Annotated in this window: 28 protein-coding genes; 9 read left to right on the top strand and 19 right to left on the bottom strand. The window is 38.9% G+C overall.

The genetic code is table 11. The features are described from left to right. Positions 1-109 precede the first annotated feature (109 nt). From ahr to AC1Z3T_RS20000, 8 genes are all read right to left on the bottom strand, one after another. Complete coding sequence (gene ahr / locus AC1Z3T_RS20035; protein ID WP_005034992.1) at positions 110-1,132, bottom strand: NADPH-dependent aldehyde reductase Ahr; 1,023 nt, start codon at positions 1,130-1,132, stop codon at positions 110-112. 30 nt (positions 1,133-1,162) lie between these two features. Continuing rightward, positions 1,163-1,717 carry a DNA-3-methyladenine glycosylase I gene (locus tag AC1Z3T_RS20030; RefSeq protein ID WP_004825818.1) on the bottom strand — a complete coding sequence of 185 codons (555 nt, stop codon included), beginning with the start codon at positions 1,715-1,717 and terminating at the stop codon, positions 1,163-1,165. Between the two features lie 27 nt (positions 1,718-1,744). After that, positions 1,745-1,990 (bottom strand): hypothetical protein, encoded by a 246-nt coding sequence (locus AC1Z3T_RS20025; protein ID WP_004825820.1) that lies wholly within the window; start codon positions 1,988-1,990, stop codon positions 1,745-1,747. Positions 1,991-2,019: 29 nt separating this feature from the next. Then, on the bottom strand, positions 2,020-2,568 hold the full coding sequence (locus tag AC1Z3T_RS20020) for a M23 family metallopeptidase (protein ID WP_005034996.1): 549 nt from the start codon (positions 2,566-2,568) through the stop codon (positions 2,020-2,022). Between the two features lie 98 nt (positions 2,569-2,666). Further along, a complete protein-coding gene (gene mutY / locus AC1Z3T_RS20015) occupies positions 2,667-3,701 on the bottom strand; it encodes an A/G-specific adenine glycosylase (protein ID WP_100886196.1) in 1,035 nt (344 codons plus the stop codon). Between the two features lie 202 nt (positions 3,702-3,903). Next, a complete protein-coding gene (locus AC1Z3T_RS20010; protein WP_004825828.1) occupies positions 3,904-4,272 on the bottom strand; it encodes an HIT family protein in 369 nt (122 codons plus the stop codon). Positions 4,273-4,318: 46 nt separating this feature from the next. Continuing rightward, on the bottom strand, positions 4,319-5,056 hold the full coding sequence (locus AC1Z3T_RS20005; protein WP_100886195.1) for a dienelactone hydrolase family protein: 738 nt from the start codon (positions 5,054-5,056) through the stop codon (positions 4,319-4,321). A gap of 198 nt (positions 5,057-5,254) precedes the next feature. Beyond that, positions 5,255-5,413, bottom strand: a complete 159-nt coding sequence (locus AC1Z3T_RS20000; RefSeq protein WP_004825834.1) for a DUF1328 domain-containing protein — start codon at positions 5,411-5,413, stop codon at positions 5,255-5,257. A 190-nt stretch (positions 5,414-5,603) separates the two neighbouring features. Here AC1Z3T_RS20000 and AC1Z3T_RS19995 point away from each other — a divergent pair, with 190 nt between their 5' ends. The 4 genes from AC1Z3T_RS19995 to AC1Z3T_RS19980 all read left to right on the top strand — a co-directional run bounded on the left by AC1Z3T_RS19995 (position 5,604) and on the right by AC1Z3T_RS19980 (position 10,895). Beyond that, complete coding sequence (locus AC1Z3T_RS19995; RefSeq protein ID WP_026040264.1) at positions 5,604-6,056, top strand: YcgN family cysteine cluster protein; 453 nt, start codon at positions 5,604-5,606, stop codon at positions 6,054-6,056. 82 nt (positions 6,057-6,138) lie between these two features. Next, positions 6,139-7,068, top strand: a complete 930-nt coding sequence (locus AC1Z3T_RS19990) for an alpha/beta hydrolase (RefSeq protein WP_100886194.1) — start codon at positions 6,139-6,141, stop codon at positions 7,066-7,068. Between the two features lie 70 nt (positions 7,069-7,138). Continuing rightward, positions 7,139-8,413, top strand: a complete 1,275-nt coding sequence (locus tag AC1Z3T_RS19985; RefSeq protein WP_005035003.1) for a replication-associated recombination protein A — start codon at positions 7,139-7,141, stop codon at positions 8,411-8,413. Between the two features lie 130 nt (positions 8,414-8,543). Next, entirely contained in the window at positions 8,544-10,895 is a 2,352-nt protein-coding gene (locus AC1Z3T_RS19980; RefSeq protein ID WP_483396912.1) for a glycerophosphodiester phosphodiesterase family protein, read from the top strand. A 19-nt stretch (positions 10,896-10,914) separates the two neighbouring features. On the opposite strand, the gene AC1Z3T_RS19975 is transcribed toward AC1Z3T_RS19980, so the two are convergent. The 5 genes from AC1Z3T_RS19975 to copM form a co-directional block, all read right to left on the bottom strand. Next, positions 10,915-11,430 carry a hypothetical protein gene (locus AC1Z3T_RS19975; RefSeq protein ID WP_046760210.1) on the bottom strand — a complete coding sequence of 172 codons (516 nt, stop codon included), beginning with the start codon at positions 11,428-11,430 and terminating at the stop codon, positions 10,915-10,917. 184 nt (positions 11,431-11,614) lie between these two features. Next, positions 11,615-14,017 carry a TonB-dependent receptor plug domain-containing protein gene (locus AC1Z3T_RS19970; RefSeq protein WP_100886193.1) on the bottom strand — a complete coding sequence of 801 codons (2,403 nt, stop codon included), beginning with the start codon at positions 14,015-14,017 and terminating at the stop codon, positions 11,615-11,617. 257 nt (positions 14,018-14,274) lie between these two features. Then, positions 14,275-14,463, bottom strand: coding sequence for a heavy-metal-associated domain-containing protein (locus tag AC1Z3T_RS19965; protein WP_004825842.1), 189 nt, complete (start codon positions 14,461-14,463; stop codon positions 14,275-14,277). Between the two features lie 83 nt (positions 14,464-14,546). Then, entirely contained in the window at positions 14,547-14,885 is a 339-nt protein-coding gene (fdx, locus tag AC1Z3T_RS19960) for an ISC system 2Fe-2S type ferredoxin (RefSeq protein ID WP_005035016.1), read from the bottom strand. 102 nt (positions 14,886-14,987) lie between these two features. Further along, positions 14,988-15,578, bottom strand: coding sequence for a CopM family metallochaperone (gene copM / locus AC1Z3T_RS19955; protein WP_100886192.1), 591 nt, complete (start codon positions 15,576-15,578; stop codon positions 14,988-14,990). Positions 15,579-16,135: 557 nt separating this feature from the next. Between copM and AC1Z3T_RS19950 the strand changes: the two genes are divergently transcribed. Then, positions 16,136-16,690, top strand: coding sequence for a DUF4303 domain-containing protein (locus AC1Z3T_RS19950; protein ID WP_100886191.1), 555 nt, complete (start codon positions 16,136-16,138; stop codon positions 16,688-16,690). Between the two features lie 68 nt (positions 16,691-16,758). Here AC1Z3T_RS19950 and purC read toward each other — a convergent pair whose 3' ends face one another. The 3 genes from purC to dapA are packed head-to-tail and all read right to left on the bottom strand — an operon-like array spanning position 16,759 to position 19,036. Next, on the bottom strand, positions 16,759-17,478 hold the full coding sequence (purC, locus tag AC1Z3T_RS19945) for a phosphoribosylaminoimidazolesuccinocarboxamide synthase (protein ID WP_004825848.1): 720 nt from the start codon (positions 17,476-17,478) through the stop codon (positions 16,759-16,761). Positions 17,479-17,515: 37 nt separating this feature from the next. Continuing rightward, positions 17,516-18,124, bottom strand: coding sequence for a hypothetical protein (locus tag AC1Z3T_RS19940; RefSeq protein ID WP_009585430.1), 609 nt, complete (start codon positions 18,122-18,124; stop codon positions 17,516-17,518). Positions 18,125-18,139: 15 nt separating this feature from the next. Continuing rightward, the gene (gene dapA / locus AC1Z3T_RS19935; protein ID WP_009585389.1) at positions 18,140-19,036 is read right to left on the bottom strand and encodes a 4-hydroxy-tetrahydrodipicolinate synthase; all 897 of its coding nucleotides are present in this window, start codon (positions 19,034-19,036) and stop codon (positions 18,140-18,142) included. Between the two features lie 627 nt (positions 19,037-19,663). Between dapA and pncA the strand changes: the two genes are divergently transcribed. Then, positions 19,664-20,305, top strand: a complete 642-nt coding sequence (gene pncA / locus AC1Z3T_RS19930) for a bifunctional nicotinamidase/pyrazinamidase (protein ID WP_100886190.1) — start codon at positions 19,664-19,666, stop codon at positions 20,303-20,305. Positions 20,306-20,402: 97 nt separating this feature from the next. Further along, the gene (locus AC1Z3T_RS19925) at positions 20,403-21,356 is read left to right on the top strand and encodes a bile acid:sodium symporter family protein (protein ID WP_005035029.1); all 954 of its coding nucleotides are present in this window, start codon (positions 20,403-20,405) and stop codon (positions 21,354-21,356) included. Between the two features lie 60 nt (positions 21,357-21,416). Here AC1Z3T_RS19925 and AC1Z3T_RS19920 read toward each other — a convergent pair whose 3' ends face one another. Next, on the bottom strand, positions 21,417-21,890 hold the full coding sequence (locus AC1Z3T_RS19920; protein WP_005035030.1) for a 2-thiouracil desulfurase family protein: 474 nt from the start codon (positions 21,888-21,890) through the stop codon (positions 21,417-21,419). Continuing rightward, positions 21,887-22,405 carry a GNAT family N-acetyltransferase gene (locus AC1Z3T_RS19915; protein WP_005035033.1) on the bottom strand — a complete coding sequence of 173 codons (519 nt, stop codon included), beginning with the start codon at positions 22,403-22,405 and terminating at the stop codon, positions 21,887-21,889. Before AC1Z3T_RS19915 ends, AC1Z3T_RS19920 begins: the two co-directional genes overlap by 4 nt. Before the next feature lie 105 nt (positions 22,406-22,510). On the opposite strand from AC1Z3T_RS19915, the gene AC1Z3T_RS19910 reads away from it, so the two are divergent. Both AC1Z3T_RS19910 and AC1Z3T_RS19905 read left to right on the top strand, forming a co-directional pair. Next, entirely contained in the window at positions 22,511-22,777 is a 267-nt protein-coding gene (locus AC1Z3T_RS19910; RefSeq protein WP_167387378.1) for a DUF4031 domain-containing protein, read from the top strand. 119 nt (positions 22,778-22,896) lie between these two features. After that, on the top strand, positions 22,897-23,217 hold the full coding sequence (locus AC1Z3T_RS19905; RefSeq protein ID WP_035300964.1) for an ArsR/SmtB family transcription factor: 321 nt from the start codon (positions 22,897-22,899) through the stop codon (positions 23,215-23,217). Between the two features lie 406 nt (positions 23,218-23,623). Here the strand turns inward: AC1Z3T_RS19905 and AC1Z3T_RS19900 are convergent, their stop codons facing one another. Next, on the bottom strand, positions 23,624-24,589 hold the full coding sequence (locus AC1Z3T_RS19900) for a cation diffusion facilitator family transporter (RefSeq protein WP_100886188.1): 966 nt from the start codon (positions 24,587-24,589) through the stop codon (positions 23,624-23,626). Positions 24,590-24,664: the final 75 nt, after the last annotated feature.

Genomic DNA, 24,664 nt, shown 5'->3' with positions numbered 1-24,664 from the left:
AAGCACTAGTCCGAAGAATCCGGCAGTTTGACTAAGGTTTACAAACGGCATGATCCATTGCCCCATTGACGATGATGAATGTCAACGTAAATGGGGTATATTGCATAGATTAAAAATCAGCTTTTAACACAATACGATAACGTGCTTTTCCTGAATGGAGGCGTTCCAAAGCATCATTAATTTTTGACATTGGATACACTTCAATTTGAGGAGCAATATTTTTACGCGCTGCGAATTGCAATAATTGACGTAATGCAAAAGGGGAGCCTGTTGGAGAGCCAGTTACTGATTTTGCACCACTGATCAATGTACCTGCAGGAATGGGCATAGGTTCAAGCACCATGCCTAACATATGAATAGTGCCATTGGGTGCAAGTGTATTCAGATAAGCTTTCCAGTCTAAGCTCACATTCACCGTACAGAGTAACAAATCAAATTTACCACGTTGTGCTTTTAAATCATTTGCATCACGGCTATTGACGATATGGTCTGCGCCCATCGCTCGCAGCTCATCTGACTTATCTAAATTAGAGGTGAATGCGGTAATTTCACAGCCCCACGCTTTGAGTAATTTAATCGCCATATGACCTAAACCACCAATCCCAATGACACCTACATGATGAACAGCTTGAATTTGGTGTTTTAAAATCGGATCAAAAACAGTGATTCCCCCACATAATAGTGGACCTGCACTTTCAGGGTCTAAGTTTTCAGGAAGTGGAATAATCCATTGCCAACCAGCACGAACCTTATCTGCAAAACCGCCAGCATGACCAACGATGGTGGCTTTTTTTTCGCCAGTGCAAAGCACTTGTTGTCCACTGACACATGGGTCACAGTGCTGACAGCTTTCTGCTGTCCAACCGATACCAACACGTTGTCCGACTTTTAAACCTTTTGCTTCTGAACCCAACTGAGTGATCGTTCCAATAATTTCATGACCACCCACTACAGGGAAAACTGCATTTCCCCATTCATTGTTAATCACGGAAACATCAGAGTGGCATAAACCGCAATATTCAACTTTAACTTCAACTTGATGTGGTGCTAAATCGCCAGCATCAAATTGATAGGGTACAAGTTCAGCGCCTGCTTCTAGGGCTGCATAGGATTGAATGATATTGGCTGACATATGAATCCTTCCTGTTTTTTTGAGCGAAATTTAGCGCGACATACAATCATTTTCATGGTCATTGACCATTCCAACCGCCTGCATGAATGCGTAGCATGTTGTTGGACCGACAAACTTAAAGCCGTTTTTCTTCAAAGTTTTAGACAACTTTAGGCTGGCTTCAGTTTGCGCAGGTGCTTGTCGATAATCAGGAACATCATTCAGCTGTACCTGTTGATCAACAAAATCCCAAAGCCAATCCACCATATCAATATTTTTCGCTTTCATGTTTTGCCATGCAATGGCATTGTCACGAATAGCGGTAAGTTTACCAATATGACGAATGAGTCCAGTATCTTGGCATTTCAATGCCAAATCTTGTTCAGTCAAGTCAGCAATGGTTTGGATTGAATGATTAAAAAAATGTGTGCGATAAGATTCACGCTTTTTTAAAACAGTAATCCAAGATAATCCTGCTTGTTGCCCTTCGAGACACAACATTTCAAATAAATGTTGCTCATTGCGATTTGGTTTACCCCATTCATGATCATGGTATTCGATATAAATTGGATCATCCGAACACCAGCCACAGCGTTTATTGGTCATGAAAGATGCTCCATTTTTTTGATGTAATTAGAGTTTAAATTCGACCCATTGATCTTGTTTGTTATCCCAATATGAAAGTTGGGCAGTTTCTAGGTCAGTAAAATTTATCCAAATATCTTTACCCGCTTTATCTGCAAAGCCAGTACTGATCATGAGGGACTCATTGGTGATTTCCATAATCCAGCCTTGATGGCTTTGCCCTTTGAGGACAATTTTTTGTTGATTGCCTGATTCTGCAAATTCAACTAAACGCTCAAGCAATGCTTCTGACATGGAATATTCCTAAATATCTAATTTAAAATTTAACGTAAATACGGATAAGGATTCACTGCACCTTGTCCCTTACCTCTTAAGTATAGTCCATAGTGTAAATGAGGTGCAGTATGTCGTGCATTTCCTGTATTGCCGACATAACCAATTAATTCACCTTTTTTAACGTAGTCTCCTTCTTTTAAACCACGTCGGTGATCATTCAAATGTGCATAATAATGATAAGCACCACCAGGTCCCATTAACCAAATCACATTACCGCCTAAGTTGTTACTTTTTAAACTGGTAATCACTCCTTCAGTATTACTGTACACTTTGGTTCCACGTGAAGCCATGATGTCAATGCCCTCATGCGCACGTCCAGCACTTCGGGACGCCCCCCACGTATCGGTGAGATTTTGTGGTTTGACACCATCGACAGGGATCGCCAACCGTGTTGGAAGCGGCATTGCTTTTAATCGGTTAATTTGAGCTTGCGGAAGATGCGGTCTTGTACCACTGGGCTTTTTGGGTGCGGTGGTACATGCGCTCAATATGATTGTAAACAGGGCAATCACACAATATTGGATACGATGCGGCACGAGACATCCTTTTTTTCTAGTTTCAAATTTCAGCTTTGAGGTTTAAAAAGGGTAAATTAAAATTGAAAAAATGATCAGAATACCCGTGCCTGACTATGTCATATTTTGATTGCTGAGATCAATTTTTTCATGGCTGTTGGTATACCCATTTGTGTAGCTTTTTGTGGCGTGAGCCATTCACCGCCCAGTTCAGCTTGGAGATATTCAGCTTGGTCTTTTTCAACATGAATGATGTGTGCGGTCAATATCCAAGTAAAATGAGTGAAACTATGCGAAATTTGCACAGATTCAACGTTTGAAACCAGCTTTAAACGTTCACAGATCTGTTGCAGTTCAGCCTCACTTTCAAAAATTGGTAAACTCCATAGTCCACCCCATAAACCACTATTAGGACGTTGCTCCCACAACCATTGCCCTTGAGACTCAATGAGCAAGACTTTGCCAGTTTTCACTGGAACAGGTTTTTTGGGTTTTTTATAAGGGAGTTCTGTTTCTAACCCTTGCTGATGGGCTTGGCAATGTTGCTGCATTGGACAATACAGACATAATGGTTTTTTAGGGGTGCAGATGGTTGCACCTAAATCCATAATCGCCTGAGTATAGTCATGATTACGTTCAGTAGGGCACAAACTTTCGGCCAATTTCCACATTTCCCGTTCATGTACAGGTTTACTGAGATCATCTTCGATGGCAAAAAAACGCGATAAAACACGTTTTACATTGCCATCCATAATGACACCATATTGGCGTAACCCAAGTGACATAAGTGCACCTGCGGTAGAACGTCCAATACCTGAGAGCTCCATCCATTGTTCCAGAGTGTTTGGAAAATGTCCTTGTTGACTGACAACCTTCGCAGCTTTATGTAAGTTTCTGGCGCGTGCGTAATAGCCCAAGCCTGCCCAATAAGGTGCAACATCATCCCATGACGCCTGACCCAAATCATCAACGGTAGGGAAGCGTTGAATAAATTTGTCAAAATATTGCAGCACTGTTTTGACTTGAGTTTGTTGCAACATAATTTCAGAGACCCAAACTTTATAAGGATCATCTGCCACTTGCCAAGGCAGATCATGGCGTCCGTGTTGATCAAACCAAGTCAGTAATGCGTCTGAAAATGAAAATTGCGACATATCAATCTAGGGCAAAAATAGGTGGCTCAGTATAACCAAATTCGAATCGATTACAGAAAATTATCTGAATACTGTGCATGAGATTTGTGTGAGTTAAGCTATTTCGAATAGTCAGAATTTGATTTTAAAGTCAAGTTGAATGAAGCAATATATTGAACTAAAAAAGACGCAGTAGCGTCTTTTTTAGTTGACTAGCAAAGGATTAATTTTCGTTGATGATACCCCAACGCTGATCCAGTTTAAGCGGTTCATTTTTATAGCGTGGAATGATATGAATATGAAAGTGTTTATTCTGTTCTTGACCAAAAACATCACCATCATTAAAGGCAATGTGAAAGCCTTCTGGTTGATGACGGAGTTTGAGTTCATTACGTGCCAACTCTAACAGCGAAGAAAGACTTTTACGCTCTTTTTCTGAAACCTCAAAAAAGGAATCGATATGGCGCAATGGGATAATGACTGAATGCCCTTTAGACAAAGGATTTTGTTCAGGCAAAATTGCACCAAATTCATTTTTATCAATGATGTCAAATTCTTCAAATTCACAATAAGGGCATTTTATCTCAGTCATTTTAAACTCCTTGTTTACTGGTTGAGTTCATACATCAGGTTTAAAATCAAACCAATGTACGATTTAACAACTGATACATAGCAGTTAATCCTGCGCTTTCAGCTTCTGCGTTATAACCTAGATCTACACCATTGGCTTTGGCACGTTCATCTGCTTGTGGGTTACTAAAGCCATGTTTGGCATCTTTAAGGATGATCACTTCAGATTTTACTTGGGCATGATTCATTTCTTGTTTGAAGGATTCAACATCTGCCAAAGACACCATTGAGTCTTTTTCACCATGTAAAACTAAAACCTCAGCTTTAAATTTTCCTGATTGTGCTGGGTTTTGTGCGGACAGGTTGGCGTGGAAAGTAATGACTGCTTTTAAGTCAGCACCAGAACGAGCTAAATCGAGCATGACTTTTCCGCCATAGCAAAAGCCAATAGCAGCTAAACGTTGTCCATCTACCTCAGGTTGAGCAGCAATTGTAGCAAGTGCAGCAGAGGTACGATCTACAATGGTATCGGCATCTTGAAAAGTTTGCATCATCCATTCATTGGCTTGTGTCGCAACGGTTGTCACTTTTTTATCGCCATACATGTCGATTGCTAAAGCAGCAAAGCCATGTTCTGCAAGCTCTCTAGCGCGTTGCTCAGTATATTCATTGCGTCCCCACCATTCAGGACCCACGATGACACCTGCAACAGGTTGTGTAGATTCAGGGGCAGCAAAATAACCGATTAAAGTTGTTCCATCTTTTGCTTGGTATTGAATTTCACGAGTTTTAATTGCAACAGCCATCTGTTCAATCCTTTTATATTTTTGAGAGCGACATTGATTAAAGCATAAATATAAAGGATTCAAATGGCTAATTTAGGAATATTGAGTATAGAAATGTGAGAAATTATGAATGATGGAATGGGTGCAGAAATGAAAAAAGAAGGACCTAGGACCTTCTTGATCATAAACAGAGACTGTCATAAAAATGTTGAGAAAAGCTTAAACTTTCCCTCTGGAAATAAATCCGACAATTGCAAGAATAACGGCAACAACAAGAAGAATTACTGCAAAGTCTTTAGACATTCCTGCGACACCGCCAAAACCAAATAAACTTGCAACTAACGCGATCACAGCGAAAATTATTGCCCAACGGAACATGATATCCACCTCCATATTGTTTTTATGCAGTTTCAGTATAAGGAGAAAAACGGCGCGGTCTTGTGAAGTTATGTTTGAAAAGTGTGATAAATAAAGCATCATGTAACTGATTTGTGATGTTTTTTTATTCTCTAGTTCATGTTCTTATGCTGATATAATAACAACATCTCATATGACTTCACTTTATATCATGAGCCTCGAAATACGCCCCCAATTTTGGAAAAACTATCATTTGTCTGAACTCAATCAGGCGGAATGGGAGGCCTTATGTGATGGTTGTGGTTTGTGCTGCTTGGTTAAACTCGAAGATGATGAAACACATGAAATCGCTTATACCAAGGTCTCTTGTAAACTACTGGACTGTCAAACAGCACAATGTTCAGACTATGCTAATCGCTTGAACTATGTCCCAGATTGTATTCAATTGAGTCCTGAAAAATTAGCGCAGATAAATTGGTTGCCTTCAAGTTGTGCCTATCGGCGTGTCAATGAAGGTAAAAACCTTCCGTCTTGGCACTATTTAATTACAGGCTCCAGACAAAATGTGATTAAAGCCAGAAAATCTGCAGCAGGGCGCTGCATCTCAGAGACAGAAGTTGATGAGGAAGAAATTGACGAATATATTGTGCGTTGGGTACGTTAGAAAATGACCACAATTTTGAATTGATAATCATTATCAAATAGTAATATGATAAACCAGCTTTCATGATGTGATCTCATTTAAAATGTCTGGTTTATTTACACGATTGAAAAAAATTACAATGTGCCTATGTGCGATCAGTCTAAGCTTTGCTGCGTATTCCCTTGCTTATGCCAAGCCTGATCTAGAGCCCTTAGGACCGAATATTGCAGATCATGGTTCAAGTTATTATCAGTTTCAAGTTCACAGCTTTCAGTCATCCGATCAGCAACGACATTATAAAGTTTGGTTAGGTATACCTAAACAGATCAATAAAAATCAGCCCCGTCCCGCTATTTTTATGCTGGATGGTAATTCAGTCATGGCGCGTTTAGATGAAGCATTATTAAAGCAATTATCAGAACAAGATAGCCCCGTTTTAGTGGCGATTGGCTATCAAACTCAGTTGCCGTTTGAATCTGCTTCACGTTCCGTGGACTATACGCCAGCAGATGAGTCTGGAAAAATATCAGCTGATCCCCGAAATCCTGAGCGCATGTCAGGAGGAAGTCCGCAATTTAGACAAATGATTTTTGAAAAAATCATGCCTTGGGTTTACTCGCAGGTGAAATTGGATGCTCAGCGCACTGCATTGTGGGGACATTCTTATGGGGGCTTATTTGTATTAGATACATTATTGAATCGCCAGCACAATGAGAATAAATTTTCGCTTTATTTTGCTGCAAGCCCATCTTTAACTTGGGCAGATTCCCGATTATTGAAAGCAGTTGAGCAGGTAAAACCTGAATCAGTTAAAGATCAAAAGCTATTGGTGATGGAAGGTGATCTTGTTCCATCTAGCACAGCGAAAATCAGCCCGAATGCTGATCGGGACATGAACCAAAACAATCGAAAATTGGTTCTAGACTTAGCCAGTAAAGGCGCAAATACCAAGCTTTTATTGTATCCACATCTCAGTCATGGTGAAGTGTTTCAGGCTTCACTGATGGATATTTTACAGAATCGATTATTTTAAAATTGAAAGTACAATATTGAATGCTTTCCATAGTAGACTAAGCTCAGCATTCATCAATTAAAAAAGCAGTATGTCAGACACTCAAATTCCACTTCCAGAACGTTTACGTCCACGTGATTTGTCTGAAATTATTGGACAAGATCATTTGCTTGGCGCTGACGCCCCATTACGTCAAATGATTGATCAAGGGCATTTGCCTTCGATTATTTTCTGGGGACCGCCTGGTGTTGGAAAAACCACAATTGCATTATTATTGGCACAAGCTGTGGATCGTCCATTTGTCAGTTTATCTGCATTAAACACAGGTGTGAAAGAACTGCGCGAAGTGATTGCCGAAAGTGGTGATTTACTAACACCAGTGGTATTTATTGATGAAATTCATCGTTTCAATAAGTCACAACAAGACGCACTTTTGAATGCTGTTGAAAAAGGTAAAATTACCTTGATTGGGGCAACAACAGAGAATCCCTCTTTTGAAGTCAACAGTGCTTTACTTTCACGTTGTCAGGTATATACGCTGAATGCGCTCAGTAATGAAGCAATTCAAGAACTGATTCTTCGGGCGATTCAACAGGATAAGTTTTTACAAGAGCGTCATATTCAGATTGAAGAATTTGATGCCTTAATTCAATTCGCCGCAGGTGATGCACGTAAAGCATTGAATTTAATTGATCTCATTGCCAGCACTTTTGAGTCAGATATTGAAAATATTGTGACCAATGCGATCGTCGTTAAAGTTGCCCAACAAAATATCGCACGCTATGACAAGTCAGGTGAACAACATTATGATCTTGTGTCTGCGTTTATTAAGTCGATTCGTGGGAGTGACCCAGATGCAGCGTTATATTGGATGGCTCGAATGCTAAAAGGTGGAGAAGATCCAGTTTTTATCGCTCGACGTATGCTGATTGCTGCCTCAGAAGATATTGGCAATTCAAATCCTAATGCGTTGTTGTTGGCAGGAGAGTGTTTCCGCTCGGTTCAAGCCATTGGGATGCCTGAATGCAGAATTATTTTAGGGCAATGTGCCGTTTATTTGGCAACCAGTGCCAAAAGCAACAGTACCTACTTAGCCATCAATAAGGCACTAGAGTTGGCTGAGAAAACCTCGAATCTACCTGTACCTCTACATTTACGTAATGCACCAACCAAATTGATGAAGCAACAGGGCTATGGGGTAGATTATCTCTATCCGCACAATTATCCAGAACATTTTGTGCTACAAGACTATTTGCCACCTGAGTTAAAAGGGACAAAATTATACGAGTCTGCACGAAATAAAAGGGAGGTTGAAGGGGAGCGCTTACAACAACGCCGTTGGCAGCAAGAACAGCAGCAACAATAATTTTCATGTTGGCTTTAAAGTAGCTGATCTATGACAGATAAAGGTTTAAAATATCGGCAAAATTTAAATTAGGCTGATGCCTTTAAAATGTAACTTGCTCAAAATACGTTTTAAATGCGCTAGAAATTTTATGAAACTTTCTATTTTGTCTTGTGCTGTTTTAATTACTTTACCTATGCTCAGTTATGCTGAATTGACAACAAAAATTTCGGCAAAAACTCAGCCTAAAATTACTCCTCCAAAATCTAGAATGTTGTATCAATTGAACTTCGCTCAGGAAGATACAATTCCTCAAGGTTGGCGTATTCCAGGAAATAATCCAGGTCATATTTATATCGAAAATGGCGTATTAAATATTGATGGACGGGCAAATGCAATGAGCCCAACCACAATTTTGTTACCTCAAGGATTTGAAAAATATAAAAATTATAAAATTAATTTTAATTTTACTTTAGATCAACCATTAAATGCTTCTCGTTGGGGAAGCGTGATTTATGATGTCACAGAAACGCAGGGTGTGGTGCCAAGTAGTTACTATCAATTTACCTTAAGGGCAGATACTACAGCGAAAAATGGCACTGAATTTGGTCGTCATAAAGCCAATGCACAATGGGAAGTTAATCAAACTAAAGGGTTTTATGAAAACATTAAAGCGAATCAATGGTATACCGCCAGTGTAGTGGTCTCAGGACAACGGGTTCAACACTATTTAAACCATCAGTTAATGCAGGATGTAGAACTTGACCAAGAATCTACAAAAGGCGGCATTGGTTTTTCCGCTTCAGGTATTGTTTTAAAAATTAAAAATATTCAAGTGTCTGAACAGCTCACTGCCTTACCTGAGCTTACCCATAATAAAGTTACGCAAGTACAAGAAATTCAAACTCATGTAGCTTTAGCACCCACCATTATTCAAAAAATAAAACACCCAAATAGTGCATTAAATTCAAGTAATCAAAAATATTATCAATTAGATACAAAGTTAAATTTACTAGATCAAACTGGGCAAGTGGTCGAAACCTTACAACATTATTTATCCAATCCTCAGCGTAAAACTATTCCTGTGCTAGAGATTAAAGACCCTAAAAGTATTGAAGCATTAAAATTACTGTCTAAATCTCAGGATATTAGTGATATTACTGTGTTGTCGAAAAGTGATGACCTGCTTAAATCTGCACATCAAATTATACCGATGGTTCGAACAGCATTGGATTTAAGTCGAGAAAATCTTCAAGATCGTCATCAAGATCTGGTTGAAATTATCCGTCGCAGCAATCAAGCTTATGCACGAATTGTCGTGGTTCCTCAAAGCCTGAGAGAGAAAGCATCGATCAGTTTTATTCAACGTCATCTGATGACAGTTTGGGTGGATACATCTGCTGTTGAAGCTCAGGATGTAGCGCGCGTGTTGACCACAGGTGTAAATGGGGTGATCACCACGCAAAGTACGGTTTTTTCCAGTATATTAAAACAATTTCCAAAAAATACTTTATTGCGTAAACCTTTTATTATTGGGCATCGGGGTGTACCCAGCTTAGAGGATGAAAATACTTTAGAAAGTGCCAAACATGCAGTCGCTTTGGGTGCAGACATTGTTGAAAATGATATTTATTTGACTAAAGATCAGCATCTTGTGGTGATGCATGATGCAACCGTTGATCGTACAACGCGTTCAACTGGAAAAATTGAAGAGATGAATCTTGCGCAGGTTCAACAATTACAATCTAAGCATAAAGCTTATAAAATACCGACCCTTGCAGAGTATTTTAACTTTTTAAAACAGCATCCAAATGTTGTACTGATGATTGAAATGAAAAGTGCCAATCCAGCGTTGGTGGCAAAAATGCAGGATGAGATTAAAAAGTATCAAATGGAAAGCCAAGTGGTCACGACATCATTTAATACCGATCAAATTGTACGTGCACAAACTCAAATGACTGAGATTCCTCGAGGTTTGTTGGTAGGGAATATGCCAAACAGTCGTAACAATTTGGTCAATACTAAACAAATCAATAGCGATGTCCAAAAGTATAACTCTAGTTATAACCCTGCTTATCGGTCTGATTTGATCAATATTTTAGAAGCCTCAAAACATCGTGGCATCAGTTTCTGGCCTTGGGCTTTGAGTGATGACACATTTAACAAGTTGTATGTGGCAGGAACCAATGGGATCACCACCAATTCAGCACAGCTTTATTCTAAATATATCGTGGATATACAAGCACCGAAAAATATCAAAGCCAAAGTAGGACAGGCTATTTTAATTGATGCTCAAACGACTCAACAAGACGGAGAAAAAGCCAAATTGCAAGTCAACAATTTTGTGGTTTTAGCTGGTTCTCCAAAGCATGAGCTAAAAAATGGGCAGTTGCGTTTTGTTGAACAAGGAACAGCTTATGTTTTGGCGGGCTACAAATATCAGATTGACCCGCAAAATGACTATCAAATCTTTTCAGCACCTATCAAGGTGGTGGTGAAATAACTTATCGGGTTGTATGGGTTTAAAAAGGGACTTTGACATTTTTAGGGAAATTGGGAAAAAGAATAAAAAGCATTTTAGGATTTTTCTGTAGTCCTGAACCGTCTAAGTAAGTCCATTGATGTGAATGCTGTGAGCGGATCGCGACCATAAAAGAAGGCGGTGCCTTGACTGTTTTGCCTGCCACTTTCATCGTGATGGTTTTTGGCACAAAACAAATTTCCTCTTGGTCGACGATATAGCTGTAGAGAGGTGGATTGGACTCAACCTTTTGAATTTCTAGTTTGGATTCTGCAAACATATTTTGGGCATATTTGAGCAACTTTTGGTAGTTTTCAGGACCACCGACATAATTGATCAGTGAAGGATGGGTTTTTTGTTGCATAAAACTATAATCATTATTCTTTAAATCTTGTCCTAAGCGCTGTAGGTCAGGGGCAATGATTTTAGGGTAGTCCTGTTGGCAACTTAATTGTTGTGCGTGGGCAGGGGCTAAAATGGTCAAGAATAGAATGCACGCATAAATTGTTTTTATCATGTTGGATTAAATCCGCATATGTGTTGTTTTGAGTATATAAGTTTGTCAAAAAAAGTTCATCAATCATCCAGACTTAATGATACTTACCTATAGCATATCTAGATTTTGATGGTTATCACTAAGACAATAAGCATCAAACCGAGTTGTTTAACTCGGTTTGATGCGCTTTAACAAGCTTTAGACCTTACCACTTATAATTAATTTTGCCGTAATAGAATGCGCCATTAAAGCCAAAAGGAGAGAACTGACTGTACTGTAGACTTCCACCCGTTGGTTTGTTGATGTCATAAACATCTTTATTTGGATAAACATTGGTAATGTTGTCACCGCCAAGGGTAAATTTCCAAGCTTTCAATTGATAGCTGAGGGCTAAGTCCAAAAGCCATTTTGCAGAGAATTTCTGATCGCTGGCTGAACCAGCGTTACTGAAAGTTTTGAAGCTGCCATAACGCGTGATATTGGTGTTAATACCAAAATTTCCAATTTTATAATCATTAGCTAAACTGAATTTATGTTCAGGTGTACTGCCTGCCAGTAAACCATATTGTTCACGACGGTCTAAGCGTGTCAAATTGACACCCAATGCATTTAAAATGTCAGGATTTTTATCTACATTGGTGACTTCATTGCGATTAAAGTTATAAGCTAAAGATGTGGTTAACTCTCCATAAGGTAGATTCTGCCATTGATAGTTTGCAACCAAATCCACGCCACGTGTACGTGTATCACTGGCATTATTGAAGAAACGTACACTGCTAAAGTTGGTATTGGTGATGCCTTTTGAGATCAGATAATCACGTACAGCAGGGCTGCTGGCATTGATATTCGAAGACAAGCTAATACGATCATCAATATCGATTTGATAGGCATCTAAAGTCACATACAGATTTGAAGTTGGGGTAAACACAAAGCCAAGACTGTAGTTTTTGGATTTTTCAGCTTTTAAATCCTCAGCACCGAGTAATTGCGCAACTTGAGATGAGCTTGGGAATGTACCTGCTTCAACGAATTGCCCATTGACCAGTTGAGAGGAAGTTTGGGTAAAATACTGTTGTGCTAGACTTGGCGCTCGAAATCCTGTAGAAACTGAACCACGTACAGCAACTTGCGGTAAAAGTTTATAACGTAAGGACAGTGAAGCATTATTGGTATCCCCAAAATCATCATATTTCTCATAACGATATGCGCTAGAAGCAGAAAGCTTTTGGGTAATATCCGTTTCTAAATCTAGATATCCTGCATAACTGTCTCGCGTCCATTTGCCTGCATCAGCTTGACGAAAACCAGATAAACCCGAAGATCCGCTTTTATAATAAGAACCTGGATCTCCTGCTTTAATTTGATATTGTTGGTTTAAATACTGGGCACCAAATGCAATATTCAAAGGGCTTGCAAATGCAGATATGTCATATTCTTTAGAAAGATCAATATTAAAAACAGACTGGCTATTTTTCAGCTTGCCATTATGAAATGAATTGGGTGTTGCCCCTGTGTCTTTGTACAGATCAACATTAATGGTTCGGGTATTCACATCATATTGGTTCAAACCATAATTTGCAGAAACATCATAACGCCAATCCGCGGCTTCTCCTCGTAGACCTGCAACAGCACTAAAGTCGTCTAATTGACCTCGGATCAGAGGTAAGTAGCCATTCGGAAACAATGCTGGAACATTGTTTGAGGCATTGCTTAAACGATAAAATCCAGCAGTTTCAGCATTTCGATGGCTATAGGTAGAGAAACCATATAATTCGACGGTATCACTAAGGTCAAAGCCAGCATTGAAAGCAGCTTTTACTTCGTCTGATTTTGGGTCACCAAATCGAAATGTCCTTTGCCCATATGTGGTTGCATTTGGGTCACGTAAGTCTAAGCCAGCACGATTGGTTGCTTGATTGTCCTGCCATTCACCTGAAAAAATGGCATAACCATAATCGCCAAGTCGAGTTCCGCCTGAAACATAGGACTGCTTTTGCTCACCATCACCTTTATCATAAATACCGTAGCGTATACCCGCTTCACCCGTCTTAGGGTCAGACTTTAAGATGATATTGACGACACCTGCAATTGCATCTGAACCATAACGTGCAGAAGCACCTTCTCTGAGGACTTCAATACGGCTAATTGCGGAAACAGGTATTGCATTTAAGTCGGTGGGTGCTGAACCACGACCAATTGTTCCGCCCAAGTTAATAAAAGCACCGGTATGGCGACGTTTACCATTCACCAAAACCAAAACTTGATCTGGAGAGAGTCCTTTCAGTTGTACAGGACGAACCAGTTCCGTCCCATCAACGACAGTCGGGCGGGGAAAATTAATGGAAGGAATAATTTTACTCAGTGCTGTGCCTAGCTCACTGGAACCTGTTCGTTCAGTAAGTTCCTGTGCACTAATCACGTCAATCGGTTGTAGAGAATCAGTCTTAGAACGCTTTAATGAGCGTGTCCCAGTCACCACAATCGTATCTAATGTTTTAATTTCGGGAGATGTATTCAGTTGTTCTTCAGCATGTGCCTGTGGGTACAGTAAGGCTAAGATCAAACTTGCTGTGAGACTGAATGAATATTGTTTTGATAATTTACGCATAACTCTATTTTGAAGCTCTTTTTGTAACTATTTGTAGTGATCATAGTGAGCTTGAGCGGATTTAGAAAACAACTTATAAAAATATCAATAGAACAAAATCTGCAAAGTGTCTTGTTATTTAAAGCTTTCTATTCATGGCTAAAGCCAATTTTATCAGTCGTGTAGATCGATCACTGGGGCTTGTTTTAGCGTGGGACTGTAGAGGTGTAAAAAAGGCTGTCATCATGACAGCCTCCAGCAAAAGAATTTTGCACCCTTTAACGTGGTGGGAACCCTGCTTCGGTTAAGGCATCTGCAACTTGTTGCTGTGTTGCTGATGTTTCAACTTGAACACTGCGATTTGGTGGATCAGCAATGACTTTTGCATTTGCATCTACAGATTGGACTGCTTTGGTGACACCACGTGCACAACCGCCACAGGTCATATTTTCAATATAAAATTCCATATCTCACCTGTTTGAAGAAGATTTAAAACCAATATAAACCTTACCATAATTGTAAGGTCAAGCTTTAATACTTGAACTTTCTCTTAATGTTTTTCAGAAACATAGTTTATGGTGTACTTGGGGATTTCTATTTCTAATGGTTCTTCTGGAACTTTTACCTGACAAGAGAGTCTGGATTCAGGGGTAAGCCCCCATGCGCGATCTAATAAATCTGCTTCGATATCATCCATTTCAGTTAATTGATTAAAGCCTTGCTTTATCACTACATGACAGGTTGTACATGCGCCAGATAAATCACATGCATGTTCGATGGGTATGCCGTGATCTAATAAGCTTTGGCATAAATTACTTCCACTTTCCACTTCTAAGGTTGCACCATCTGGGCAAATTTTCTCATGGGGAAGTACTTTAATTTTTGGCATACATAACATCCTGAAATAAACCTATAGCTTGCAAATAAGGTGCTTAGCCATCTTATTTTCACTAGAGTGAGCAGAAAAATGATAAGCAGAAACGTGATATTTTTACTGATGATGACTGAGCCAGTTGAGCATCATATTAATTTCAGCCTCTTGTGCAAGAACTACATTCTCAGCAAGTTTGCGCACTTCAGGATAATGACCGTATTGCAATTCTATTTTCGCCATATCAATTGCACCTTGGTGGTGAGGAATCATACCGCGCATAAAATCAATATCTGCATCTCCCGAAAATGAAATCATCATATCCGCATGCATCTTGTCATTTGTTTGACGAAAAGCATCTATAGCAGCTTGAACATGGTTAAGTTCAGAAAGCTGAGCATTGTTTTCTAACCATCTTTGCATGACTTCGATTTCTAGCTCTTGGTCGATAACAATATTTTCAGCTAAGCGCCGTAATTTGGCATCAGCGCCATATTGTAGAACAACTTTTGCCATATCAATGGCACCCTGATGATGCGGAATCATCCCTTTCATGAAATCCATATCTGCATTACCAGTGAAATCAATTTGCATTTGTGTATGCATACGGTGGTTCACTACCATATAGGCATTGATAGAAGCTTGATTCGGCAGATTTGATCCATTCATATCATGGCGTTGAGAATGGTTTTTGGGGTTATTATTACTCATTGAAGTTCCCTTTAAGTTTTAGATAAAATTTTGCATATTAAAAATCACTGTATCTATCACAATTTTTAGAACAGAAATTTTATGGAGATTGATATTTACCGTAATGATGGAAGTTTTTGATTACTCCATGAACGGTCTCAGAACTCTAGATAATTTAGAGTTTCTTAATGTTTAGTCATCCTAATCTTTACAATCATGTGAAGGTCAAGCACAAAATAATTTGCTTTAAACGTCGCAAGAGCGTTTCTTATAAAGTGATGTTTTTAGGTAATTGGCAAAGCACTTTATACCGAATAAGTCATGAAACTTATGCAATACCTGAGCAATGAATTGATGTGTTTTTAAAAGATTGCAATAGCATACTTTATTTTGAATATTGCAAGCTTGGTCTAAGCTTAGCTTGATTGTATAGAGATAAAACCTCATACAATTGATCAATACTTAATTTTTGGAGAGACTTTATTAAAGTCAGTCTTGATTCAACCAAAGCAGATATACAAAATTTGAGCATTGATAGTAAACTCTGGTCTTAAACTTTAGCGCATAAGAACAGGACCATGAGAGAAGATCATTTATATTCAGTTATTTATCAAGATATTCAAGAGGCTTTGGCTGAAATTCAACAATTAACACAAGATCAGTATCTATGCACCCTTGGTTTGGGAATGGTTGAAGATTTATGTGGTTTCTTTTATGTGGGATGCACCATAGAAAACCTTAAATCTTTTGAAGATGTGTACGAAGCATGGTGGATTTCAGAATGGCAATATTCAAGTACTGCCAATAATCATACACATGATGCGATCATGGCACTCTATGAAGCATTGGGTAAACAATCTACTGATGAACAATATATTGCTTTGAGAGAGCATTATCAAAATACCATCATCCAAGCATTACAAGATTTAAGAGATGCAGGAAAATTAAAAAATAAGCAGGGCGAAGAAATCATGGTGATTATTCAGTATGCTGATTCATTTGATGAGGACTTCGAGGAGAGTAGCTTCGCTCAGATCAATCCTGAGTTTTTGGTACCACTCTTTAAAAATCGCTTTAAACAAAAATCAGGTGAAAATCTATATGATTATCTGTTGCAAAAAATAGCAGTTTAAACACATTTAAAGCGCAATAAAAAAGCTGAGTTCAACAACTCAGCTTTTTTATTGCGACATTATTGATCTTAAAGATCTGAAAGATCAACACCAATACGTGCAGCAACTTCTTCATAAGCTTCAACCACACCACCTAAGCCTTGGCGGAAACGGTCTTTATCGAGTTTTTTCTTAGTGTCTTTATCCCATAGACGGCAACCGTCTGGAGAGAACTCATCACCTAAAACAATACGGTCATGGAACACACCAAATTCAAGTTTGAAATCAACAAGAAGCATGTTGCCTTGAGCAAATAAGTCTTTAAGTACCACATTCACTTTTTGAGTCAATTCTTTCATTTGAGCAAGCTGTTCCGCATTTGCCCAACCTAAAGCAATCGCTTGAGACTCATTGACCATAGGGTCGCCTAAAGCGTCATCTTTAAAGAACAATTCAAAAGTTGGTGGAACAAGTTCTAAACCTTCTTCAACACCTAGACGACGGCATAATGAACCTGCTGCATAGTTACGCATGACGCACTCTACAGGAATCATTTGCAATTTTTTAACCAAAACTTCAGTTGGAGAAAGAAGTTTTTCAAAATGAGTTTCGATACCCGCCGCTGCCAATTTTTCCATGATAAAGGCATTAAAACGGTTGTTCACCTTACCTTTACGATCTAGTTGCTCTATTTTTTCGCCATTGAATGCAGATGCATCATCACGGAAAACTAGAATTAGATGATCCGCGCTATCTGTTTCATAAACAGATTTCGCTTTACCAGTATAGAGCAAGGTTTGTTTTAACATGGGGGAACCTTTTGCAAAAAAAAATTGCCTAGAACGACTAGGCTGGCCAGTTTTGGTAAATCTGGGTCAATAATCCTGCAGCTTTTTCTTTATCTGCAAAACTATTGTCTGCGTTAAACACAGCAAGTGTGTTGCTTGAACCTACTGAGCTAAGTCTAAGTATATAAGTTGAATTATCGATTTTCACAGTTGCCTCATTGGCATTTTTGCTTTGACCGATTAGCTTATAATTTAGACTACTGAGGGTTGCAAGTGTGTACTGCCAAATTGTAGCAGAATTTCCATCAATTTTGATCAATGGATTGCCATTTCCGTCAGTTAAAATTTGAGGTCTGCCCACAGTTTCGGTGCTTGTTGCACTTTCATCTGTTGATGTGTTGACTTGAGCAACTTCTGGGCGAGGCACGTCATAACGATTGCCTTTTTTATTTTCAAATTTAGGTGCATGCTGAAGCGCCAGCGGGTCAACAATAGGAGCTGGATACATAGGCGTTGCAGGTCTAACTGTTGAACCTTCAGGGTACTTAAGCGGCTCTACTGTGGTCGTATTTTTATAATCTAAAGAACCATTATTGATTCCAAGGGAACTACAACCCGCCAAACTTAAAGCTGAAATGGCAAGAGTTAAACCTAAACGTAATTGCATAATACTAAGCTCTTATTAAATGAGACCTACTGCTTTGAGTTCTTCACGCAGAGGCGTACGGTATTTTTCTGCAAGTGGAGTTAATGGTAAGCGAATACCTGTACCAATTAATTCCATTTCATGAAGTGCCCATTTCACTGGAATTGGGTTCGATTCGCAAAATAGAATATTGTTTAATTTTGCAACTTGGTCATCTTTAACTTTTGCAGTACTTGCATCACCAGCAAGTGCAGCCGCACAAAGTTCACTCATGATTTTAGGAGCAATATTGGCAGTCACAGAGATATTGCCTTTTGCGCCTAACTGCATCAGTTCATTTGCCGTCGCATCATCACCAGAATACACCAACATGTTTTTACCTTGTAAACCATCAATCAATTGTTTACCACGTGGTACATCGCCTGTTGCATCTTTAATTCCAACGATTTGAGGAATATCTGCTAAACGAATGGCAGTATCATTATGTAAATCAACGCCTGTACGACCTGGAACATTGTAAAGAATGATCGGTAAATCAACAGCTTCTGCAACTGCTTTATAATGTTGGAATAAGCCTTCTTGTGTTGGCTTGTTATAATAAGGGGTCACTAAAAGTGCGGCATCTGCGCCGAGCTGTTTAGCTTCTTTGGTGAGTTCGATCGCTTCGTGTGTCGAGTTTGCACCAGTACCGGCAATAATTGGAATACGTTTATTGGCTACACGGATAATTTCTTTAATTACTTCTGTGTGTTCTGCCATGCTAAGAGTAGATGCTTCACCAGTTGTGCCGACAGCAACAATACTATTAGTGCCTTGTTCTATGTGCCACTCAACGAGCTTCTCGAGACCCTTCCAATCTACGCTGCCATCTTCAAACATAGGGGTGACGATTGCGACAATTGAGCCTTGAATGGTCTGTGCTTGCTGAGTCATTTTAAAAAAATATCCTATTTTTCCATCCGCATGCGTTTGAGTAAACAAGGATTGGGATGGTTGCAGTATTTTGATTTGAGCGAAAAGCAATCATTCGAAAGATTGCATAATGCTTACCCAAATTATGACTGATTCAGCGAGACAGAACAATATGCTTTAGTCAAAGCTTGGAAATTCTTTAAAAAAAGCAACAATTCACTCACATTTCAGTTGAATAAATTTTATTTTTAGATTTTTTATACCGAAAATACAGGTGATTTTTTGCATATATATTTGCATGAAATTTATACCAGCCTAAGTTTCAAAAATAAAACCCTAAGACATTTTATAGACTGTTTTGTATTCGGTTGTTGGGTTATTGAGACTTTATTATCGAGTATTGAAATTGTCTTATCAGATTATTAACACACTGGGCATACTTTGAAGCTGAGTTTGCTGTGGTGATAGATGTAATGATGGTGTAAATACTTCACCATTTTGAGATCATTTGATCAAGCTGCAAAACTGAATCCTTGATTTTGATAAGAAGCTCGCAAAAGTGAGCTTTTTTATTGTATGTTAGGTCATCAACGCGTGTCATATTGATCATTAGAATAGCTGAGATTTAGCCAGTATAAGGATAGGGAAATGTTGCAAACTGAGCGTAGCGCCTTAATTGTTGTCGATGTGCAAAATGGTTTTACTTCAGGGGGAAACCTAGCGGTTGCCCAAGCAGAAAGAATCATACCGACCATCAATCAATTGGCAGATCATTTTGACAATATTGTACTGACACAAGACTGGCATCCTGCAAACCATATTTCTTTTGTTGAACAACATCCTCAACATAAAGCTTATGATGTCATTCAACTGGACTATGGTCCACAAGTGCTGTGGCCCTCTCATTGTGTGCAAGACACAGAGGATGCTGAATTCCATCCTGATTTAAATATTCCTACTGCGCAATTGATTATTCGTAAAGGTTTTCATTCGCACATTGACAGTTACTCAGCCTTTATGGAAGCAGATCATAAAACCACAACAGGTTTGGCAGGGTATTTGCGAGAACGTCAGATCGACACTGTATATATTGTTGGCATTGCGACAGACTTTTGCGTAGCGTGGACTGCAATGGACGCGGCTAGATTAGGGTTTAAGACCTTTGTGATTTCTGATGCGACCAAAGCAATTGATCTGCACGGCTCATTACAACATGCATGGCAAGAAATGCTGGCTGCTGGCGTAAAGCGTATGGTTTCAAAAGATATTCTTGATTCCCCTCAATCATAAATGACTGCATAAATTTGAGCATTTGAGAAAAGTGATACTGATTTAAACGACATGCTTTAAGATAAGCCTTGATTTTAAACCTATTTGGGTAGGGACAATGTCAGCAATTTTACGCTTTAGTCAGTTTGTGCAAAAAACTTTTGCACTTTGGGTCGTTGTATTTGCATTCATCGCATTATGCTTTCCCGATGCATTTGTATGGATGAAAGCTTATATTCCATGGGTTCTTGGCATCATTATGCTAGGGATGGGAATGACCATGACAGTCGATGAGTTTAAAAATGTATTGTCCAATCCAAAAGCAGTGGTGATCGGTGTGGTGGCTCATTTTGTGGTGATGCCAAGCGTAGCATTTTTTCTCTGCAAGATTTTTAATTTACCGCCGGAAATCGCTGTAGGAGTGATCCTCGTTGGATGTTGCCCAGGAGGGACTGCTTCCAATGTGATTACTTATATGGCAAAAGGCAATACCGCTTTATCTGTCACATGTACTTCTGTTTCAACATTTTTAGCGCCTATTTTAACACCTGCTATTTTCTATGTTTTGGCAAGCCAATGGATTCCGATTGATGCAGGTTCAATGTTTATAGATATTCTTAAAGTGGTGATTTTCCCCATCATCTTGGGTGTGATCTTAAGAAGTGTGTTCAAACAAAAGACTGAACAGTATATCCAAGTGATGCCATTGGTCTCTGTAATTGCGATTGTCGTCATCGTCGCAGCAATTATTGCTGCCAGTAAGGCATCTATTTTGCAATCAGGTTTGCTGATTCTTGGTGTGGTTATTCTACATAACGGACTAGGTTTTTTACTGGGCTATTGGGCAAGTCGTTTATTCAATTTGTCTTACCCAGATTCCAAAGCTGTAGCCATTGAGGTGGGTATGCAAAACTCAGGCTTAGGGGTAACCTTGGCTGCGCTTCATTTTGCTGCGTCTCCTGTGACTGCTGTTCCCAGCGCAATTTTCAGTTTATGGCATAATATTTCGGGTCCAATCTTAGCCACATACTGGGCAGCGAAAGCGGATAAAATGTCGGAAAATAAACCCTAATACCGTACAACTTTAGCGCTCATTTAGAGCGCTGAATTTTAGTTTTTTATTTACAGTGATTTATTCACTATCGAGTTGTTTTAAAAACTCATCTTCAGTCAGTACAACAAATCCATGTTGTTCCAAGAGGGCAGTCGTGACACCTTTGCCTTGCACTTTTTGCCCAGAGAATGAACCATCATAAATCATATTTGAACCGCAAGAAGGGCTATTGGCTTTTAAAACAATGTGTGTAACTTGATGTTGTTGTGCAAGTTTAAGTGTTTTTTCTGCACCCTGAATAAATGCTGAAGAAACATCGTCACCATTGGCATCTTGTACTTTAGCTTGCCCCAATAAAACAGCATAACCATCACCACCCACAATTTCAGCAGATGGTCGAGGTGTACTTAAACCACCTGAAACTTCAGGGCAAATCACAACAGCTTGTTGATTGTCGAGCAACTGTTTAAGTTTATCGTGTAAACAGTTTTGAGCATCATAACGGACATTTTCACCGACAAGACATGCACTGATCAGGTATTTTGGGGTCATCTTGAGTTTAATTCGAGCTGCATTAAATCCATGCCAATATCATATAAATCAGTTTTAAAGTCGAGACTTAATTGTTCTGTAAAGGCAAATTTTTGATAGAATTTTTTTGCACGCGCATTGGTTTTTAACACTTCTAAGAAGATATAGGCTTGATGATGTTGATTTGCAATCTCAATCATATATTGCATTAAATGTGCGGCTATATGTTTTCCAATGACATCTTTGAGTAAATAAATTTTCTGTAATTCAGCACCCATACGCGCTAAATTGGGCTGGTATTGATTAAGGTTGAGTTTGGCGTAGCCGATCAGTTGAGCATGCTCATTTTCAGCCAATATCCAAATTTGTTGCGGGTCCGCTAGAGATTTCGATAAGTTTTCAAGACTAAAATCTTGGTTGAGAAAATTTTGTAATCCTTGTTCTGTCCAAATATCACTAAAATGTTGGCGATATGTTGTGTTGCCTAGTGCATAAAGTTGATTTGCATGGAGCATCGTGGCTTGGTAAATTTTCATGATGTTTTATCTTAAAATGATGGCTTATTATGATTTGATGCGATGTTCAATCATTGATGATTTTCATGTGATAATCAATCTGAAATATGGGAAATGAATGTTGCTATGAGCGTTTATGTGGATCGTGCAAAAGTACCGTTTAAAGGCAAAGAATGGTGTCATCTCATGGCAGATACACTAGAGGAATTACACCATTTTGCAAACATGTTAGGCATAGATTCGCGTTTATTTCATCGTTCTGCATCTTATCCTCATTATGATATTACTCTGCAAATGCGGGTCATCGCCATTGCGCATGGGGCAATTGATGCTGATCGGAAAACCATTATTGCTTGTGGTAAGCGGCTAAAACTGCAACTGAACCAATCTTAATCAGTGTTGTGTACAGAGAACATTTCAAAGGATACTTTTCTAGAGATTAAGTCTTGTCCTGATGAGAAGCACAAGAGTAGAATCTTTGATGACGATCAATGATGAACAATGACAGAAATATGAGTGTTAAAGAAGGTTCAACAGAAATATCACAGGACGACATTATTATTTTGGCTGAAACTTTTCGGCTTTTAGGTGATGCGTCACGTCTGAGAATTCTTATGTTCTGTATGCGTGGACCTAGCCCTGTAGGTGATATTTGTGAGGCACTGGACTTGTCTCAATCCTTGGTCAGCCACCATTTACGTTTATTACGTTCTGCACGATTGGTTAAAAGTGAACGTCAGGCGAAGCAAGTCTTGTATGAAATTGCAGATACACATGTGAGTCATGTTTTGTCTGATATGGCAAAACATATTGCAGAAGAGCAGTGTGGTTAATGTTGGTATTCTAGTTTTTAGAAAATTATACCAATCAATATGATTAACTTAATATAAATGAAAAGGTACGAAAGATTATTTTTATCTTTTCATCTCTAAAAAGTAAAACATTGGCTACACAAATCGATTTAAACTTTAGATGCATAGGGTGATATTGCAAGCTTTATATAATAAAAAATATATTATGTTCATTTTATAGATATTTTCTGTGTGATTTTTTAACTGATTGACTATGTTATGCTAGTTTTCTTGATTTGAATCTTTATTTTTATTCTTATTTTTGAGTTGGATTTAAACACGAAGAATAAACAAAGACGCTTCAAAACATAGATACTAAGTTTGAACGTTAACGCCACATGGTTAATGTAATTCCCTTGTGGCGTTTTGTGGTTGATTGATGCAGAACTTAGTGACTATGCCCAGCATGAGGATCAATTTTGACAGGCTTTTCAAGGCTGCATGAGCTATCGCCTTGCCAATCAATGGCAACAGTGGGATGTTCAATATCAAATTTGGTTTTTAATTCATGTTCAATTTGTTCGGTGAGGGTCTTGATATCTACACCCGCTTCAGGTTGGACGTGTAATGTTGCCATTGCTCTTCCAGACGTGATCATCCACACATGAATATGGCTAATTTTCTGAATGCCTTGAACAGATTTTAATAAGTGCGTGGTGATATCTGTAGTATTGGCATTTGCAGGAGCACCTTCTAATAGGATATGAATAGTTTGTTTAAACAATGCCCATGCGCTACGTAATACCAGTAATGAGACAAGAACAGACAAAATAGGATCAATCGGGGTCCAACCTGTGTACCAGATCACAATCGCCGCGATAATTGCAGCAACAGAACCCAATAAATCACCCATCACATGAAGAATTGCACCCTTAACATTCACATGATCTGTGTCATTACGTGTCAGATACCATAATACAAAGATATTTACCAACATTCCGATAATAGCCACAATGAACATGGGTCCCGCAAGAACGGGTTGAGGTGATTGAAAGCGTACAACAGCTTCATAAACGATCCAACCCACAATCCCAAACAAAGTTAGAGAATTGATTAACCCTGCAATCACTTCAAATCGCATATAACCAAAAGTACGGGATTTATCTGCGGTGCGGCGACCAAAGCGAAAGGCTGCGTATGCTAAGCCTAATGCAAGTGCATCTGTCATCATATGTCCTGCATCCGCAAGAAGTGCCAGTGAACCAGAGATGATTCCTCCAGCAGCTTCGATCAGCATAAAACTAAAAATAATGAAAAATGAAATTAGAATTTTTTTCTCATTTCCACCATTCGCTTCAGGCGTATGGTCATGATCACTATGGCTGTTATGGGTATGATTGTGATTATGTCCCATAAGGACCTCTACATTATTAGGTTGCTTACATATGAATATATGTTCATATGTTTGTTTTGTCAAATGTGTTTATGT

The organism is Acinetobacter sp. B-6 (assembly GCF_056930735.1).
Note: the sequence above shows the minus strand (reverse complement) of the source record. Positions and strands in the feature narration are given on the sequence as shown.